At 57.4% G+C, this 17,625-nt stretch carries 15 protein-coding genes, 1 tRNA gene and 3 pseudogenes; 6 read left to right on the plus strand and 13 right to left on the minus strand.

What is annotated here, in order from left to right; genetic code table 11:
• Positions 1–37 precede the first annotated feature (37 nt).
• Together Q7F16_RS21190 and Q7F16_RS21195 are read right to left on the minus strand one after the other, a co-directional pair.
• Positions 38–1,609, minus strand: coding sequence for a methyl-accepting chemotaxis protein (locus Q7F16_RS21190; RefSeq protein ID WP_409556828.1), 1,572 nt, complete (start codon positions 1,607–1,609; stop codon positions 38–40).
• Positions 1,610–2,001: 392 nt separating this feature from the next.
• The gene (locus tag Q7F16_RS21195) at positions 2,002–2,922 is read right to left on the minus strand and encodes a LysR family transcriptional regulator (protein ID WP_409556827.1); all 921 of its coding nucleotides are present in this window, start codon (positions 2,920–2,922) and stop codon (positions 2,002–2,004) included.
• Between the two features lie 195 nt (positions 2,923–3,117).
• Between Q7F16_RS21195 and Q7F16_RS21200 the strand changes: the two are divergent.
• Positions 3,118–3,342, plus strand: a pseudogene (locus tag Q7F16_RS21200) (integrase); the annotation flags it as partial.
• 3 nt (positions 3,343–3,345) lie between these two features.
• On the opposite strand, the pseudogene Q7F16_RS21205 reads toward Q7F16_RS21200, so the two are convergent.
• The 3 genes and pseudogenes from Q7F16_RS21205 to Q7F16_RS21215 all read right to left on the minus strand — a co-directional run.
• Positions 3,346–3,606: pseudogene (locus Q7F16_RS21205) on the minus strand (hypothetical protein); the annotation flags it as partial.
• 33 nt (positions 3,607–3,639) lie between these two features.
• Entirely contained in the window at positions 3,640–5,355 is a 1,716-nt protein-coding gene (locus Q7F16_RS21210; RefSeq protein ID WP_077506321.1) for an alkaline phosphatase D family protein, read from the minus strand.
• A 41-nt stretch (positions 5,356–5,396) separates the two neighbouring features.
• A complete protein-coding gene (locus Q7F16_RS21215; protein ID WP_409556826.1) occupies positions 5,397–5,954 on the minus strand; it encodes a hypothetical protein in 558 nt (185 codons plus the stop codon).
• 357 nt (positions 5,955–6,311) lie between these two features.
• Here Q7F16_RS21215 and Q7F16_RS21220 point away from each other — a divergent pair, with 357 nt between their 5' ends.
• Positions 6,312–7,433: a hypothetical protein gene (locus tag Q7F16_RS21220; protein WP_409556825.1), complete on the plus strand. Its 1,122-nt coding sequence runs from the start codon at positions 6,312–6,314 to the stop codon at positions 7,431–7,433.
• A 47-nt stretch (positions 7,434–7,480) separates the two neighbouring features.
• Here Q7F16_RS21220 and Q7F16_RS21225 read toward each other — a convergent pair.
• Positions 7,481–7,756, minus strand: a pseudogene (locus Q7F16_RS21225) (transposase); the annotation flags it as partial.
• Positions 7,757–8,101: 345 nt separating this feature from the next.
• Between Q7F16_RS21225 and Q7F16_RS21230 the strand changes: the two are divergent.
• Positions 8,102–8,440: a hypothetical protein gene (locus Q7F16_RS21230; RefSeq protein WP_409556824.1), complete on the plus strand. Its 339-nt coding sequence runs from the start codon at positions 8,102–8,104 to the stop codon at positions 8,438–8,440.
• 100 nt (positions 8,441–8,540) lie between these two features.
• Here Q7F16_RS21230 and Q7F16_RS21235 read toward each other — a convergent pair.
• From Q7F16_RS21235 to Q7F16_RS21260, 6 genes are all read right to left on the minus strand, one after another.
• Positions 8,541–8,616: transfer RNA gene (locus Q7F16_RS21235), tRNA-Gly, on the minus strand.
• Between the two features lie 63 nt (positions 8,617–8,679).
• Positions 8,680–9,240 carry a CDP-diacylglycerol--glycerol-3-phosphate 3-phosphatidyltransferase gene (pgsA, locus tag Q7F16_RS21240; protein WP_014338708.1) on the minus strand — a complete coding sequence of 187 codons (561 nt, stop codon included), beginning with the start codon at positions 9,238–9,240 and terminating at the stop codon, positions 8,680–8,682.
• A 32-nt stretch (positions 9,241–9,272) separates the two neighbouring features.
• Positions 9,273–11,096: an excinuclease ABC subunit UvrC gene (uvrC, locus tag Q7F16_RS21245; RefSeq protein ID WP_014338707.1), complete on the minus strand. Its 1,824-nt coding sequence runs from the start codon at positions 11,094–11,096 to the stop codon at positions 9,273–9,275.
• Between the two features lie 2 nt (positions 11,097–11,098).
• Positions 11,099–11,740, minus strand: coding sequence for a response regulator transcription factor GacA (gacA, locus tag Q7F16_RS21250; RefSeq protein WP_003200277.1), 642 nt, complete (start codon positions 11,738–11,740; stop codon positions 11,099–11,101).
• A gap of 126 nt (positions 11,741–11,866) precedes the next feature.
• Complete coding sequence (locus tag Q7F16_RS21255; RefSeq protein WP_409556822.1) at positions 11,867–12,301, minus strand: GNAT family N-acetyltransferase; 435 nt, start codon at positions 12,299–12,301, stop codon at positions 11,867–11,869.
• A gap of 7 nt (positions 12,302–12,308) precedes the next feature.
• Positions 12,309–13,070: a carbon-nitrogen hydrolase family protein gene (locus tag Q7F16_RS21260; protein ID WP_409556821.1), complete on the minus strand. Its 762-nt coding sequence runs from the start codon at positions 13,068–13,070 to the stop codon at positions 12,309–12,311.
• Positions 13,071–13,686: 616 nt separating this feature from the next.
• Here Q7F16_RS21260 and Q7F16_RS21265 point away from each other — a divergent pair.
• Complete coding sequence (locus tag Q7F16_RS21265) at positions 13,687–14,757, plus strand: 3-deoxy-7-phosphoheptulonate synthase (protein ID WP_095973807.1); 1,071 nt, start codon at positions 13,687–13,689, stop codon at positions 14,755–14,757.
• Between the two features lie 159 nt (positions 14,758–14,916).
• On the opposite strand, the gene Q7F16_RS21270 is transcribed toward Q7F16_RS21265, so the two are convergent.
• Entirely contained in the window at positions 14,917–15,978 is a 1,062-nt protein-coding gene (locus Q7F16_RS21270) for a hypothetical protein (RefSeq protein ID WP_235867924.1), read from the minus strand.
• Positions 15,979–16,301: 323 nt separating this feature from the next.
• On the opposite strand from Q7F16_RS21270, the gene Q7F16_RS21275 reads away from it, so the two are divergent.
• Together Q7F16_RS21275 and Q7F16_RS21280 are read left to right on the plus strand one after the other, a co-directional pair.
• Positions 16,302–17,171, plus strand: a complete 870-nt coding sequence (locus tag Q7F16_RS21275; RefSeq protein ID WP_409556820.1) for an esterase/lipase family protein — start codon at positions 16,302–16,304, stop codon at positions 17,169–17,171.
• Positions 17,172–17,267: 96 nt separating this feature from the next.
• Positions 17,268–17,549: a peptidylprolyl isomerase gene (locus tag Q7F16_RS21280; RefSeq protein WP_003200262.1), complete on the plus strand. Its 282-nt coding sequence runs from the start codon at positions 17,268–17,270 to the stop codon at positions 17,547–17,549.
• The last annotated feature ends 76 nt before the right edge of the window (positions 17,550–17,625 follow it).

Here is a 17,625-nt window from a genome sequence, read left to right on the forward strand (position 1 = left end):
CGTGACGCGGTTGCCGCCGACACAGCTGCTCGAAACCTTACACCTTGAATCGTCTAACCAGACCTTGCAGTTCCCCTCCGAGCTGAGCCAGCTCAACACTGGAGGCCGCAATCTCGGCACTGGCTTCCGCAGACTGGTCGGCGGTTTCTCGCACGTTCAAAACGCTGCGGTTGATTTCTTCCGCCACTGCGGTCTGCTCCTCCGCAGCCGTGGCAATCAACATGCTCATTTGCTGAATGTCAGATACCTGTTGTGTGATGGTTCCTAAGGCATCCCCGGTGTTGCGCACTCCGATGACGGTCGATTGAGTCTGCTGCACACTGGCTTGCATCATTCGCGAGTTTTCTTCGGCGATACGCTGCAAACCTTCAATCAGGCTTTCGATTTCTTCCGATGATTGTTGGGTACGCTGCGCCAGGCTGCGCACTTCATCAGCGACTACCGCAAAACCTCGACCCGCCTCTCCGGCGCGAGCGGCTTCAATGGCTGCATTGAGCGCCAGCAAATTGGTTTGCCCAGCAACCGATTTAATGACATCGAGCACACCACCGATTCGCTCACTTTCCTCATGCAGATGGGCCATTGACTCTGCCGACACGCCCACATCGCGGGCAAGTGCCTCTATCTGAGCCACCGCTTGCTGCGATACATCCAGCGCACTACTGGCTTCAAGATCGGCTTTCTTGGCTGCGCTGGCAGCATCTTCGGAATTACGAGCCACTTCCAGCACGGTCGCCGTCATTTCATTCATGGCCGTCGCTACCAACTCGGTTTCGTTTTTTTGACTGTCGATGCCCGTCTGAGTCTGTGTCGTAATAGTTGCCAATTGGCTAGCGGATGCGGCGAGCCGATGCGAACTGCCACCGATTTGAGAGATAACGTCACGCAAACGCTGAGTCATGTTATTGATCGAGCGCAGAAGTTGACCCAACTCGTCGGCGCGCTCACTGTGCAATTCCACAGTAAGATCACCATTGGCAATACGTTCTGAAGCCACCAATGTCTGCTGGAGTGGAATAACGATCTGACGGCCAATGATCCAAGCAATCAGTCCCCCCAGTACCAGCGCAAACAATGTGACACTCCCAAGAACAGAGACAATAAGGTCCACACTTGCTTTGGCGCGAACCTCCTCAGCGGCATACAACTCATTAATTTCATTTTGCAGGAAGGATAACGAATCATTCAACGTGATCACCGTTTTCTTGGCGTCGCTTCCCGCCCTCGTCTGATGATAACTATCGATATAGGCTCGAAGTTTCCCGTCCAAGAGTTTGACTGAATCCAGATCCGCCTGCGGCCAGCCTCCGGCATCGATGTCATCCAATATACTGGATAGTATCTGTTGCATGGTTTTCAGGCTGGCGTCGTGCCGAACGAGCTGCTCAGGATCCGTCGTCAAACCATAGATAAAGTTAGCATCACGTGTAAAAACTGTTTGATCGAAGAGACTGCCTAGCCGGTTGATTCGTTTCAACGACTGCCCGTCGCCACGCAGCCCATAAAAGCCTGTCAAGGCGAGCAATACCGCTAAAGCCAATAGCAACCCGAATCCCAGCCCCAGCTTCCTGGTGACGGTTAGGTGCTCCAATGAAAATCCATGCGACATAGACGGCAACCTCATTATTTGAATATTCGGAGCGTATTGACGCCACACCTTAAAAATTTTTCGAGGAATAGCCGTTATTTTCTAACATCTTACGAATTGAAGCTCAGATGCTTTCCCTCCGAATAATTAACGGGGCGGAAAAATAATGCCTCCGAACCTCCGAGCATCAGGAAAACCTTGCCTTTGACGGAGTTGTCAGTCATGGGATCTCCTTCGGTCATGCGAGTGTAGGCAAACAGAGGCTGCTAGATAAGCCCCATCTGCCTGGATAGACAATCCAGCACGACAATCTAATACCAAAGAGGTCATACGAGCGAAAACAGTGCGCTCGGTAGGCGTAGATCAGTCGGATTGACTGAACACTGGGCATGCAAGCGCTGAGCATCAAATGTCTATGAAACAGATTCTATAATTTCAAGATGCGGTTGCATCAACGCCTCGAACCATTCGATGAACGCTTGCAGCCGTTTCGAGCGTTGGCGTCGATGCGAATACAGCAGCGAGACAGGCAAGGAAGCTGCCCGAAAATAGGGCATTACCTCCACCAGTTGTCCGGAGTCGAGCAAGTGTTGAACGTCGAACCGAGGGATCTGGATTAACCCCATGCCCGACAGACAGCAGGCGATATACGTCTCGGCGTTATTGACTATGACGGAACTGGGTACAAGCATCTCGTATGCTTTGCCGCCGCTCACATAGTCCCACGGCAACTCTCGACCGTTATTCGGTGAGGCATACCCTACCGAGAAATGCCCATGCATCAGGTCTTCAGGTTCTTTGGGAGTACCATGCCTCTGAACATAGTCCAGAGTGGCACAGTTGATCAGCGCAATATGCCCTATCGTCCGCGCGACCAAACTACTGTCTAGCAGATTGCCAATACGTACGACGCAATCGACACCTTCTTGTACTAGATCGATAGAGCGGTCCGTGGAACCCAGCGCGAGCTGCAGTCGCGGATGACTACGCTTGAAACTTGGCAAGGCCGGCGCAATTAACCGTCGGGCTATGCGACTGGGCACATCTACATTCAAGCGTCCTGACACCTGACGCTGATGCGCCTGGAACAGCTGTTGGATGTCATCGGCATCCGTCAGTAACCGCCGAACGCGCTCCAGCAACTGAGCGCCATCAGCCGTTAACTGAACTCGACGTGTTGTTCGATGCAACAACCTTGCACCAAGGTCTGTCTCCAACTCCTGAATGGCCGCCGACACTGAGGCACGTGGCAGCTCCAGCATGTGAGCAGCCCTTATGAAACTTCCCATTTCAGAGACTTGGAGGAAAACGCGATACTGTATGAGTTTGTCCATAACGTTAGCCGGCGAAGCCTCTCTCCTCCAAAAAACGGCCCTCCTCGGGTTCTGCAGAATCCCTTACGCCCGCTATAGCCCGTTGGGGGATCGCAGTTTAGGCATAGAAAAATGACCGATAAATATGCCTAGTCTGGATAGACAATCCAAGAAACCAACCCAGTGTAAATATTTGAGATTGAGGTCAATCCGACATTGGCAGCCCACGGCTTTCGCGCCACCTACCGGACCATTGCCCACGAGCACTTGGGTATCGATCCAATCGTGCTCGAACTGTCGTTATCCCACCGGATGCCAGGGACGCTAGGGGCTGTGTATACGCGCGCGCAATTGCTAGCGCAACGCCGGGAAGCGGCTCAACAATGGGCTGACTATTTAGACCATTTGCGGCAAAACGCTGCGCGAGTGACGACAGATTGACAATCATACGAAAAAAATCGGCAGATTGGAGTGAGAAACGAGACTCGTATCTGGTGTCCGACTCATTGAAATATATGGGTTTTGCTTTCTTGCCGGAGCAGGAGAAAACTTAATCCTGGACTTGTTTTGGAGGGGTATCCAACTGATGACAAAGCAATAGACCGTCGTCAGCAACACGCCTTTGATTTGCGCCACGACCTGAGCCCCCATGGTCACGCCTTCGACCAAACCTCCCACCGACGGCACGCAGAACACCCCGCACAGCAGACAGGCCAAGCCTCGGGAACGTACGCCGTGTCACCAAGGCGCCAGCTTCAGTCTCTCCGGCATCTTGCGTATCTGACCGTCTCCGTGACTTCGTGCAATCGGATCCCCATCCTCGTCGAAGGCCTGCACGGCCAGTTCCGCCGCCACCGGGTCCACGTCGACTCGGCAGAAATTGTCATCCTGGGTGAAGCCCCACGCCCTGTAGTGCATGATGCCCTGGGCCGGACTGATGGCAAAGCCATCCTGGGTATTCGCAGCGCGTGAATTGTGGACGTAGCCAGCGGGGTCGCCATCGGCGAAAGCAAACGGCCAATAAAATGCGGAGGAGACGATGGAATAAGCCTTGAGCGCCGCAGCGGGGGCCGAGAACTCCAGTTGCGCCACGCTGGAGCAATGGATGTCGCCGGAGAGGAAGATCACGTTCTGCACGTTCCCGTCCACCATTGTTTGCAGAATCCGCCGGCGTGTGTTGGGAAAGCACGGCCAGGAGTCATCCTTCTCCTTGTGTTCATCGCTGAGCAAGGTGTCCACCCCGTTTGGCAGGAAGACGCTGGAAGATACGATGAACTTCGGCACGTTGCCGCGGGTTTGCTGCATGTGCGTCAGCCACGCGCATACCCGATCCAACTGGCTCGGTTCGTTGGGATCAAGAGAGGGCCGACCCAGTAAGTGATTGTCGGCCAGCCCCGGCAGGTCGGCGAGAAAGCGCTGGGTGCGGGTGTCCAGTACAAAGAACGGATAGCCGGCGCAAACGAAGTCGTAAAACAGGTTCAGGGTGCCCATGCGCTTGAGCGAGGCTGGCACCCCGTACGCCGGATCATTTACATAGCTGTCGGTGAAACGCGGCCCGTGACTCCACTGGTAACTCATGTAGGCACCAATGGCCAGGTTGAAGAGCATCCTTTTACCATTGCTCTGGTGCAGGCGATCCTGCGACCAGTTATCCTCGATTTCATGGTCATCCAGGATCATGTAGGTTGGCACGCGGCTCAACAGCTTACGCATGTTCCGGGACCCGAACGCAGTGTGGTAGCGCTCCTGAAACTCCGCGTAGGTATCCGCCAGGCCGATTGGCACCAGGCGATTGAACATGTCCGCATAGATCTGATCCCCGGCCATGAGTGACAGGTTGACCGGCCTTGCCTCGTGCTGCTTGAGCATGGGGCGAAAGATGCGGTCGGCTTCCTTGCGCTTCCATAGCAAACCTGGATAACGGCACGAGCCCAGCAGAAAACTGAGTGGGGATGCGGCTTGTCCTGGCGCGGGCTGTGTGGTGAACGTAGCCTCGGCAAACGCTTCGCCCAAACCATTTTCGAGATTCAACTTGTCGGCCCATACGGACGCGTCTGGGAGCTTGGACGCAATCTCCTCGCTGGTTACATTGCTGTCATTGGGATACGCGTCATCCTGATTCAGCGACGCCATGCGCACGGTGTAGGTGGTGGCGGGATTGAGCGTGTAAGGCTGCAGTTTTTTTTCCTCTGCCGCATCTTTCCAGAGGGACTTGTCTACGCCCAGATTCAACGTGCCGGTACGGTCGTATTCGCGGGGCAGGCGAAAATAGAAGATATCGCCCGGCTTTACCTTGCCGTTTTTTCCTACGACACCTAGCACGCCAATGGAGCGGACCTCTTCATCGAGTTCTTTTCGATCGAGGCAATCCGAGGCGGCAATCCACAGCCGGCACGAACGATAGGTAGTGTGTCCCACGATGGGACCGAGTGCGGGCGCGCGAAGCGTACTCATGTAGGGGCATCCTTCCAGGCTGGTTTATGCAACGGTTTCCGTCAACGTCCGAGCGAGCCATTGCGAAGCAAGTGCAGAGGGGCATCGAGGACCGAGTTCAGTTCCTGATTTCTTGTTTGAGATTGAAAAACACCTCCTTTGGGTGGTCGGGAGGAACAAAGTCCTTGCCTTACGCGGCAGCAAGCCGGGCCGGCCGTTCTGTTGCCGTAAGCAATCGCGTCGGGCGCGTAGCGCTGCATGATCACTGGAACATCGAGCAAGTGGTCATAATGCGCATGGCCAATCAGGAGGACTTTTACGTTCTTCACGTCCGGCAGGTAATCGGCGATACGCTGCGCATTCGCGCGAACAAAGATGGGGACGTTCGGATTGCTGAAGGACGGTGCGAGCAACAGGCCGTCGCCGTGCCAGTTGAGTAGCCAGCCGCCTACGCCGAGGTAGGTGATCTTCGGCCCGGTCAGATTGTGTTCGTTGGCGGTGGGCTCTTTACCACAGTCCTCCCGTGGAGAGCGATCTTCGGCGCAACCCACCAGGCCGGGAGTGAGGTCCTTGGCGCAGCCCGCCAGACACAGCAGCATCAGTGCAATGACCAGACGCATCGCCATCCTCCCTGACATTCCGAACATCAGTGCAGCCATTACACGCTAGTTTATTTTCCGCGGCACCGCTATATCGCGCTGGCTTCTAAAAAGAAATAACGCAATCGATTGAAATAGCGTTATTGCAGAACTCTGGAAAACGCCACAAAGGAGACTAAATTAGTTGACACCCCACCAACAACTGAAACTAGACACCCAAATGGCCTAGTGCTAACGTCAGCATCAACCGACCCATTCGACGTCATAAAGACTTATAGTCTATGAGCGACTCTTGTTCGCGGCATAAAAATAACGAACAGTGTTACGCTCGTGTAACAGTCTATAATCTTTTTTTCATTTCAGAGGGAATCGCAAAACATGCCTATTGTGCTCCCTAAAACCGATCATCTCGCAGACTCGGTCAAGCGAGCCAAGCTTCTGTTGGCATTCGCTACACAAGCCGGAATTCCGATTGCCGACGCTGACGTGAAAGCAGTAATTGGCGCAGAGCAGGCGCTCGATAAGGGGGAATTGACGCTTGACCAAGAAGCGGCATTTTGGACGTCGCTGTCGAAGTTGGCCGTCGCCGTGCGGCCAGTGACCATCGCCAGCCTTCAAGACACGGGGCTGGTTACCGGAAGTTCATTGACCGGTCTGTTTACCAATCGGGCCAGCAAATATGTCGCGTGGGGGTCGATGGCCACCTTATTGATAATACTCTGCGCACAAATTCAGGCGGTACAGCTCTCCTCGCGCATTCAAGGCCTTGATGATCTGGTCGCGAAGAACAAGACCTCCATTGATACCGTGTTGAAACTCTGGGTGGAAAGTCAAAATGCGACACTGGTTATAAAATCACTGGACCCTACAACCAACGTTCCCGTTACAACTGAAGCCAAGGCAAAACAAATCGCCGCCTACTCTGTCTTTGTAGCAGCCTATGAGCAAAATCGCGCAATACAGTCGGAACGCGCTTCCGCCGCCAACTTGCTGAATTTCTCCAGGACATTCTGGATGGTTACATTCTTTGATGAGCCGCCCATTACAACAAGGTCTTCTCCCAAAGATATTGCCCCTCCTATGGAGTCTTCCGAGCGCCCCACATTGTCACTAGGCGAGTCTGTTGATGAATATCGTCCTCGCCAACAGGCCCAAAACCAATACGATATTCTCTATCGCCTGCTCCTGCCAGCGTTGTACGGCTTGCTGGGTAGCTGCGTGTTTGTGTTGCGCTCCGTCAGTTCACAACTGGAGACCTTCACGTTCACCTGGACACGGCGCCTGCTTGGGTCAGCGCGATTGGCCCTCGGACCGATCCTGGGCGTCGCGTCTCTGGTGTTGATCGCCCCTTCGAAGACGGACGCCTTGGGCAACTTACCTCAGATTGGGATCGCGCTGATTGCCGGGTACTCGGTAGACTTGGTATTGAATTTCATGGATAGGATCACCGCTGCTTTCGGGCATCCATCTTCAACACAATCGCCATCAGGCAAGCCTTAGGCTCTATACGCAAAAAGATATCGCAAACATCGCATGGAACAAGCCAGTTAAACCATGGCGGCATAGCTTTTCGCGAGCCTGTCGAAGCGCGTCATGATCCTGCGGTTCTCTTTCAGCCAGCCAAACATGCGTTCGATGATATGGCGTTGTCGGTACTTGGACCGATCAAACAGTCTTGACAGGTCGGGTTTGGGTTTGCGCTTCATCGAGCGCAGCGGGATGGCGAGTTGCGTTCGATACTGATCGCGATATCGACGCAGTGCTTCAATGCCGTAACCCTCGTCGGTAAGCAACCCATTGCAGCGTTTGCGTGGGCGGCAACGTTATCTTGAGGGAATGCTTACATTATCCAGCAGCTGGGCATTGCTGATATACATTTATCCCATTAGCAAAAACACATCCTGACTTTCAGAATTGGGCGATACAGTATATCGACACGACTGTCTCAGATGACGACCTGAACAGCATTACATTAAACTCCAATACATGCACTCATAATGCAGCGATGGAAAACATTGCAGGATTGTTCGGCAGAGTGCTACTAATACTTTGCTGGAGTCCGCACGAACGCGACGATAATTCTGGTAGGTTGCATGCCTATATCGGCCGCAATGCGTCACACGACAGAGATTCGCAGGCAATGGGGTCGACTACACATGAGTTAAAACATGAAAAATCAAGATAAAACCATTCGCAAGCTTGCCACGCAACGAGTTGCCAGTATATTTAACACCCCTATAGATACCTTTAATGAAAGCTCAGTATTTGGACGCGGCCTCAAAGCCACTCGCCCTCCTGGTTTATTCAGAAAAAATGAATACGATGTAATCGAAGGTGACATACTGGACGTATGCACCAGAGAAAAATACAAATCGATAATTGCTGGAAAATTAACAATTTACACCGTCGGTGATTATTGCAACCATATGATTGAATGCTACAAAGCAAACCCGAAGGACGTAGTTAAAACTTTAAAAGCAGATTCCCTAGATCCTGACCTAGGTTGAGATTCGAGAGGGCACGATAGACGAGAAACGACTCACACCTCAGCACATAAATTTCAGACAAAAAAAAGCCACTCATCTGAGTGGCTTTTTTTCTGAATCTTGGAGCGGGAAACGAGACTCGAACTCGCGACCCCGACCTTGGCAAGGTCGTGCTCTACCAACTGAGCTATTCCCGCGTCTTGGTGTGGCGCATTCTATAGATTCAGATTACGCCGTCAACCCCTTGATTCAAAAAAGTTTTATTTCGGCTCCACATCTGTCCGCAGATGTGGCCAGGCGGCGCGCAGGTATTGGACCATCGACCACAGCGTCAGGCCCGCGGAAACCAGCAGCAGTCCGTAACCCAACAGCACCCAGAAGCTGAAGTCCGAAGGGTTGGCCAGCAGGATTACCAGCGCCAGCATCTGCGCGGCGGTTTTCCATTTGCCCAGGTTCGACACGGCGACCTGGGCGCGGGCGCCCAGCTCGGCCATCCACTCACGCAGCGCCGAGACGACGATTTCGCGGCCGATGATCACCGCCGCCGGCAAGGTGAGCCAGAGGTTGCCGTGTTCCTGTACCAGCAGCACCAAGGCCACCGCGACCATCAGCTTGTCGGCCACCGGGTCGAGGAAGGCACCGAACGGCGTGCTCTGCTCCAGGCGTCGAGCCAGGTAACCATCCAGCCAGTCCGTCGCGGCGGCGAAGGCAAAGACCGAGGCGGAGGCCACGTAGCTCCAGTGGTACGGCAAATAGAACAGCAAAATGAAGATCGGAATGAGCAGGACGCGTAGAACGGTAATCAGATTTGGGATATTCATCGGCACAACTGGCTACAAGGTTGACGGGCATTCTACTCGCTGTGCAGGTTTGCATAAATCGACTCAGCGAGCTTTTTACTGATACCGGGTGCTTTGGCTATCTCCTCGATGCTGGCACGAGACAGTTCCTGCAATCCACCAAAATGTTTCAACAAGTCGCGACGGCGCGTCGGGCCGACGCCTGCCACACCTTCCAGTGTAGACGTCCGGCGCGTCTTGCCACGGCGGGCACGGTGTCCGGTGATGGCGAAACGGTGGGCTTCGTCACGGATCTGCTGGATCAGGTGCAACGCTGGCGAATCGCCCTTGAGGGTGAACTCATGGGCAGCGTCGTTCAGGTACAAGGTCTCGAAGCCGGCCTTGCGCGTCGCGCCCTTGGCCACGCCCAGCAGGATCAGGTCGGGCACCATCAGCTCATTGAGCACATCGCGGGCCATGGACAATTGGCCCTTGCCGCCGTCCACTAGCAAGATGTCCGGCAACTTGCCCTCCCCGTCCTTGAGCTTGCCGAACCGGCGCATCAGCGCCTGGTGCATGGCAGCATAGTCATCACCGGGGGTGACGCCTTCGATGTTGTAACGGCGGTAATCAGACTTGATCGGGCCTTCCGGACCGAACACCACGCAGGACGCCACGGTTGCCTCGCCACTGGAATGGCTGATGTCGTAGCACTCCAGCCGCTGCGGCGGCTCGTCCAGGTTGAGGACATCGGCCAGGGCATCGAATCGCGCAGCGACGTGTTGACGGTTGGCCAGGCGCGCGCCGAGGGCCTGTTCGGCGTTGGTCACGGCCAGTTGCTGCCAACGGGCACGGGTGCCACGAACGCGGTGGCTGATGGTCAGTTCACGACCGCGAAGCTTGTCGATGGCTTCGATCAGAGCCGGGAAATCCTCGTGGACCACGTTGACGATCAACTCGGCAGGCAAGTCGCGTTCCGGGCTGCTGATGTAGTACTGGCCCAGAAACGCCGCCATGACCTCGGCCACGTCCTCCTCGATACCCACTTGGGGAAAGAAGTTCTTGCTGCCCAGCACACGACCGCCACGTACGCTGATCAAATGCACGCAAGCGCCGCCCGGGTTGATGAACGCGGCGATCACATCGACATCGCCACTGCCCCCTTCCATGCTTTGCTGGTCCTGCACGCGGCGCAGCAGGCTGATCTGGTCGCGCAGCTCGGCGGCCCGCTCGAACTCAAGGTTGACCGCCGCGTCCTCCATGGCTGCCGACAGTTCATCGGTCAGCGCATTGCTGCGGCCCTCCAGGAACATCACCGAGTGACGCACGTCCTCGGCGTAGACCTGCGGCTCGACAAACCCCACGCAAGGCGCCTTGCAGCGCTTGATCTGGTATTGCAGGCAGGGCCGGGTACGGTTCTTGTAGTAGCTGTCTTCACACTGGCGAACGAAAAAGGTCTTCTGCAGCAGGCTGAGGCTTTCACGAATCGCCCCGGCGCTGGGATAAGGACCGAAATACCGACCCTTGGCCTTTTTGGCACCCCGATGAATGCTCAGGCGCGGAAAGGCCCCGTCGGACAGAAACACATACGGGTAGGATTTGTCGTCGCGCAGCAGGATGTTGTACGGCGGGCGCCATTCCTTGATCAGCGTCTGCTCAAGCAGCAGCGCCTCGGTTTCATTGGCGGTGATCGTCGTTTCGATTTGCGCGATGCGCCCCACCAGGGCGGCAGTCTTCGGCGCGAGGCCGGTCTTGCGAAAGTAACTGGCCAGGCGCTTCTTGAGGTTCTTGGCCTTGCCGACATAAAGCAGGCGTGCGTCGCCGTCGAACATGCGGTACACGCCGGGGCGACCGCTGCAAGTGGACAGGAACGCGCTTGGATCAAACAGATCAGTCATTTTCAGGCGCTGGCATCGACCATGCCGTGGCGCACCGCCAACAGTGTCAATTCGACGTCACTGCTGATCGAAAGCTTCTCGAAGATACGATAGCGGTAGGTGTTGACGGTTTTGGGCGACAGGCACAGCTTGTCGGAGATGATCTGCACCTTCTGGCAACCGACAATCATCAGGGCAATCTGGATTTCCCGCTCCGACAGCGCATCGAAGGGAGAATCGTTGGTTGGCTGGAACGACTTGATCGCCAATTGCTGGGCGATTTGCGGGCTGATGTAGCGTTGCCCGGCAAAAACCAGACGAATGGCCTGGACCATCTCGTTCAAGCCAGCACCCTTGGTGAGGTAGCCCGCCGCGCCCGCCTGCAACAGCCGGGTGGGAAACGGATCCTCTTCGCACACGGTCACCGCGACCACCTTGATGTCCGGGTGACTGCGCAACAGCTTGCGCGTGGCTTCAAGGCCGCCGATGCCAGGCATCTTGACGTCCATCAACACCACGTCGGGCTTCAATTCACGCGCCTTGATCAGGGATTCTTCCCCGGATTCAGCCTGGCCAACTACCTGCAGGCCGTCGATGTCAGCCAGCATTCGTGTAATGCCCGTACGGACGAGATCATGGTCATCGACCACTAACACCCTAATCAAGCAGACACCTCACGATTTGGTCTTATTTGGGTTGCACAACACCTTAGCAAAAAGCATCCAGCAGACCTAGCGCAAAGGGACAGATAAAAGTTACAACACATCTTTATTGACACAACGTCCGAGGCTTCAAGCACCGGCGTCTCGCTGCATCCTCAGGAAACACTCATCCTCGCCCACGACCCGCAGGCCCATGCGTTCGTACAGGGCCCTGGCCGGATTATCCTTGAACACCGTCAGACGCAGCGCCGGCCGACGCTCCAGCCCCACCAGGTCCCAAACCTGTCCGATCGCCCAGGTACCGGCGCCCTGCCCACGAAACGCTTTATCTATCTGCAGCTCCCGGATGTACAACGCCCGGGCGTCGCGGCTGAGGCTGACAAAACCCAACACCTGGCCTTCACGACTGATTATCCAGTTCTGGCGAATGATCCAGGCCAGATCGAATGCTTCGTCCTGCCAGAGCAAATCATGCTTGAGATAATAAGCAAGCATGTTGTCGCAGGTCAGTTGCCGGGCGAAGTCCATGTCCCCGGCCGTTGCGGCACGCCACTCGAAGCTCATGAAAACCTCATACGGGCGTTGCCACCGGCACGACCTGCCCAGCCCAGCCGTTGACATCGCGGCGGGCGATCACCAACAGCTCGCCCGTGCCTGGAGCGGCCACGAGCAGCGCACCGTCCGGGCCCCAGATCGCACTGCGGCCAGCCGATTCCCAGCCTCCGGTGGCGCCGCCATGATTGGCCATCAGCACGGTCATGGCATGCTGCCGGGCATAGCCTTGCAGCAATGCCGTATCGGGCACGTAACCACCCTCGGTGATCAACACCCCCGCCGCATATAGCGTAGCGCCCTGCCCGGCTGCCGCGGCAGCATGGCTGGCGTGGGAAAAATCGGCGCATACCGCCAGGGCGATGCAATCCTGCCCCATCGCCAGTATCGAGCCGCCATGCCCCGGGGCGAAGGCGACTTCTTCCCCAGGGTGCAGATGCTGCTTGCTGTACACCCCGAGGGAACCGTCAGCGCCAAGGACCAACGCACCGATCAACACCGGGGCGTCCGCCGACAAGCGAATCGGCATGCCCACCACCGCTGTCAGGCCGAGCTCGCGGGCCAAGTCGCGCAGCGGTTGCAATACGGCATCCTCCGGCAGGATGGCCAGATCCGCCGCCAGGCCGCGTTCGTAACCGGTGAGTGACAGCTCAGGAAACACTAGCAACTGCACGCCCTGTTCAGCGGCCGCCTGCATGAAATGCTGATGACGCACGAGGTTGGCGCGAACATCCCCCGCGATGGAGATCGACTGGGCGGCGGCGAAGGCTGGAGCGGTCATGGGTCATCCTTGGGAGGCACTGCAAACCTGAAGTTTGTCATAAAGCCCAGCGGACTCAAGCCGGGGCGAACAATTGCATGCCCTCGATAGAATTTTCTGATTGAACCGGCGCACCGTCCTCAAGTAAGCTCAGGGCCATTCATCGGAGACAGACCATGTTCAACGCCCTCTCACCGCTTCAAACCGCCAGCGCCCCGCGCTCGGTTGCGGCTGCCTGGGCGAACAGTGTTCAAACTCCGGTCAGCTTTTATTTTGGGTATTGGTTTAGCCACTGGCGCGCCTGATACCCAACCGGCGCCCAATTTAAACGGGTCGCCTTCCAGAGTTTTCCAAACCCCCGGTCGGCCTCCCGACCGGGGGTTTTGTTTTTTCAGGCCCCACACATTTGCAGCACCAGACAACTTGAGGATTGAGCCATGAACTACGCCACTTATTACCGTTACGACAGTTTTTCCGCCTGGCGATTTACCAGCCACCGCTCGGGACAGCCTGCCGCCTCCGATCGGTCACCTACCGGTGGCAAGCCTCAATTGCGGGCCAATCCGGCCAATTGTCGAACACCCCACTAGGACCGGCGCGCGGGAATGAACCCGCTGCCCGTCCAGGAAGCCAAATCATGAATTCGTCCGTCTCCGCTTTGCCGCTGTCCACGCTCAACCCTGCCAACGAAGCCCTGACCCTGCGTCTGCCGAGCTCGTTGCAACTCAAGCACCAATTGCCGCTCAGCACCGCCTTGAGCCACCAAGTGAGTGCCCATCGCCAGGCCATCCGCGCGATCCTCGACGGTGAGGACTCCCGCCTGCTGGTCATCGTCGGTCCCTGCTCGATCCACGACCCGAAATCCGCCCTCGAATACGCCGCCAACCTGGCTCGCGTGGCCCATGAAGTGCGCGACAGCATGCTGCTGGTCATGCGCGCCTACGTGGAAAAGCCCCGCACGACCGTAGGCTGGAAAGGCCTGGCCTACGATCCTGGCCTGGATGGCAGCGACGACATGGCCGCCGGCCTGACCTTGTCCCGGGAACTGATGCGCGAAATGTTGCAACTGGGCTTGCCCGTCGCCACCGAACTGTTGCAACCCATGGCCGCCAGCTACTTCGATGACCTGCTCAGTTGGGTCGCCATCGGTGCACGCACCACCGAATCGCAGATCCATCGGGAAATGGCCAGCGGCCTGGGCATGCCCGTGGGGTTCAAGAACGGCACCGACGGCGGGGTTGGCATTGCCTGCGATGCCATGCGCTCTGCCGCCCATCCCCATCGGCATTTCGGCGTGGACAGCCAGGGGCATCCGGCGATCATCCAGACGCCGGGCAACCCCGACACCCACCTGGTGCTGCGCGGCGGCCATCGCGGGCCGAACTACGACCAGCAGAGCGTCTCGCAGATACACCACGACCTGACCCGCCTCAAGATACCGGCCCGGATCATGGTGGACTGCAGCCACGCCAACAGCGGCAAAGACCCGCTGCGCCAACCGCAGGTGTTCAACGACGTGCTGGAACAACGGCTGCAAGGGAACCGCGCCCTGATCGGCATGATGCTCGAAAGCCATCTGTTCGAAGGCTGCCAGCCGCTGGGCCCGTCGATGCGCTACGGCGTATCGGTCACCGACGGTTGCCTGGGCTGGGAGTCCACCGAACAGCTGTTGCGCGAAGCCCATCGCAAGCTGCAATTGCCAGCCTGAGGTCCCGAACCCACCTTCCCCTGGAACCTGGGGGCGGCGTGGGGCCCTTTGTGGGAGCGAGCTTGCTCGCGATAGCGTCAGTTCAGCCAGCATTAATGCTGCCTGAAACACTGTCATCGCGAGCAAGCTCGCTCCCACAGAGGTTGTGCTGGGCTTCGCTCAGCCAGGCGTACTGGAACGAACCTGGACCGTCACCCACTCGGACCGCTGGCTGACGTCATCCAGGCGCTCGACCTGATAGAACACGCTCACCGCTCTTTCGCCTTGATCCTGCCAATACGCCGCAGGAATCAAAAAAGCGAGCGGTTGGCCTGCCGTGGCCTCGGTGACTTCACGCTCACGGACATAAGACGAGTTCCCGTTGCACTGCAACCAGACCAGCTCGCCCGCCTCAAGCCCGGGATCATCGATGACAATTGTCACCCCCTCTTGCAAATCGTCGACATCCAGCCACCCGTCGTTCATCTCCCGGATCCTGGGTGCCTTCAACGCAGGACGCAGCAGAGGACCGATGTGCAACGACAAGGGCTCGGCGCGGCGCACCGAATGTCCGCGCCTGACGACATAGGCCAAGGCCAGGTTGTGCCCTACATGGGGAGCGATCAGCGAATGATCGACCCAGAGCGACACCTCACGACCAACCGCATGGGCTTCTATCTCCAGCACATCGCGCCAAAGCGCGTTGGAGTCCTTGCTGGCCGTCAGGATCAACCGATCGCCGACCGCCATCCTGGCGTAGGGCCGAATCGTCACCCAGGTTCCGTCGGGCACCCGACTCGGATCAAGGCTGCCACCGACCGCATCGTTGGCAATGGCAGGCAGCAGTTGCGGTGATACATCGCCGATGTCCAGTTGCAGGTGTTGCGAAACCAGGGTGGCCGGCAACTGTTTGCCCGTCACCTGGTAGGAGAGCTCCAGCGAGCCACCGTCCAACTCGGCGATATGCGGTTCGCGCACGACGAACACGACGTCTCGCCCTACTTGCCGCTCCGTGACGAACCCGGCCACTTCATGTCGGTAGGGCTCTCCCTCGTTGTTGAGTCCATGCCAACGCAGCAGCACCTCATCCCCGCACGCCATCATTGGATAAGGCTTGACGGTAACGACGGCCTTGCGCCAAGCGGGGTCGATCACCCCGTCCCTGGCCGCTGCCAGGACCGGCGGCGGCAGCCTTGCTCCTGAGGTTGAACGGGATCGTTGAAGGGAGGGGTAAGTGATCATGTACAGGCTCCAGTCCTTGGATGAAGGCACCGTTTGCATAACGGTGCTCGATGGAGCCATTAAAACCCGCTCGCGCCAAACCCACAGCCGGACAAGACGACAACGACCGTGGTCCCTGGCGTTCAAAGCTGTAGCTGCAAACGACTCGGGTTATAGGAGACCTCCTACACCTTTAGCCAGCGCCGGGCTATTTCCCATTCTTCCCACTTTTTCTATTCCGGTTTCCCCGGTTCAGAGCGGTTTCTTCCTACACCGCCCATTACAGGCCTGGATTAGAGTGAGGTCGCAAACTCATCGTGAACCTCTTCGAAAAAGGTACGAACATGCAACGGAATGCAACCACTCAATTTCCCATCCTGTTGGTCCATGGGTTGTTCGGGTTTGACAGGATCGGCGGCTTCGAACTTTTCCATGGCATCAAACAAGCCCTGCGCGCAGGCGGTGCCCGGGTGTTCATCCCGTACCTGTCGGCCACCCATTGCAACGAGGCCAGGGGCGAACAACTGCTGGTGCAGATCGATCGGGTCCTGGCCGGCACCGGTGCCGGCCGGGTCAACCTGATCGGCCACAGCCAGGGTGCGCTGGCCGCCCGGTATGCCGCCGCGCTGGCCCCCGAAAAAGTGGCCTCGGTCACGTCGGTCAGCGGCCCCAACCATGGATCCGAACTGGCCGACTTCCTGCGCAAGGCCCTTACCCCCGGACGGTTGCCAGGGCATGTGGCAAGAGGCGTCGCCACACTGTTCGCCGATTTCATCTCGCTGCTTGACGGGCAGGCGCAGCTATCGCCCACCGCCGTCGCCGCGCTGGCGACGTTGACTACTGAGGGCGTGGGTGCTTTCAACGACAAATACCCCCAAGGCCTGCCGAAGCACTGGGGTGGGAACGGCCCGGACCGGGTCAATGGCGTGCGCTACTACTCATGGAGCGGTACGTTGCCAGAGGCAACGGGGGAAGCATCGGAGCCTTTGCAGGCTTTCTGCCGCGCCTTTTCCGGATACTTCATCACTGAAGCCGAACAGAACGACGGCCTGGTCGGACGCTTCAGTTCGCACCTGGGCAAGGTCATTCGTTCCGACTATCCCATGGACCACATGGAGTCCATCAATCCAGGAGGTGCCACGTTACGCAAGGGTACAGACCCCACAGAGCTTTACCTGCGCCACGCCGAACGCCTGCGCAAAGCCGGCCTTTGATCGCCGGGCCCAAGGTTTTGACGCAATTTTGACAACAACCCGTTAATGAATCCGGTAGGCTCAATACTTTTAAATACAGCGAAAGGAATTTCCCCCATGGCCAAAGCCACTGCCCGCCACATCCTGGTTTCCACCGAAGACAAGTGCAACGAACTCAAGGCCCAGATCGAAGCCGGCGCCGATTTCGCCGAAGTTGCCAAGGCCAACTCCTCCTGCCCGTCCAGCCGTCAGGGCGGCGACCTGGGTTCGTTCGGCCCGGGCCAGATGGTCAAGGAATTCGACACCGTGGTGTTCAGCGCACCGATCAATGTGGTCCAGGGCCCGGTCAAGACCCAGTTCGGCTACCACCTGCTGGAAGTCACCAGCCGTCAGGACTGATTCCGGTACAGATACCCTTCACTCAAGGGTGATGTGATTCATTGTGGCGAGGGGATTTATCCCCGCTGTGGGAGCA

Origin of the sequence: Pseudomonas sp. Lb2C2 (genome assembly GCF_052112205.1) — a bacterium.
Lineage (GTDB): Bacteria > Pseudomonadota > Gammaproteobacteria > Pseudomonadales > Pseudomonadaceae > Aquipseudomonas > Aquipseudomonas kilonensis.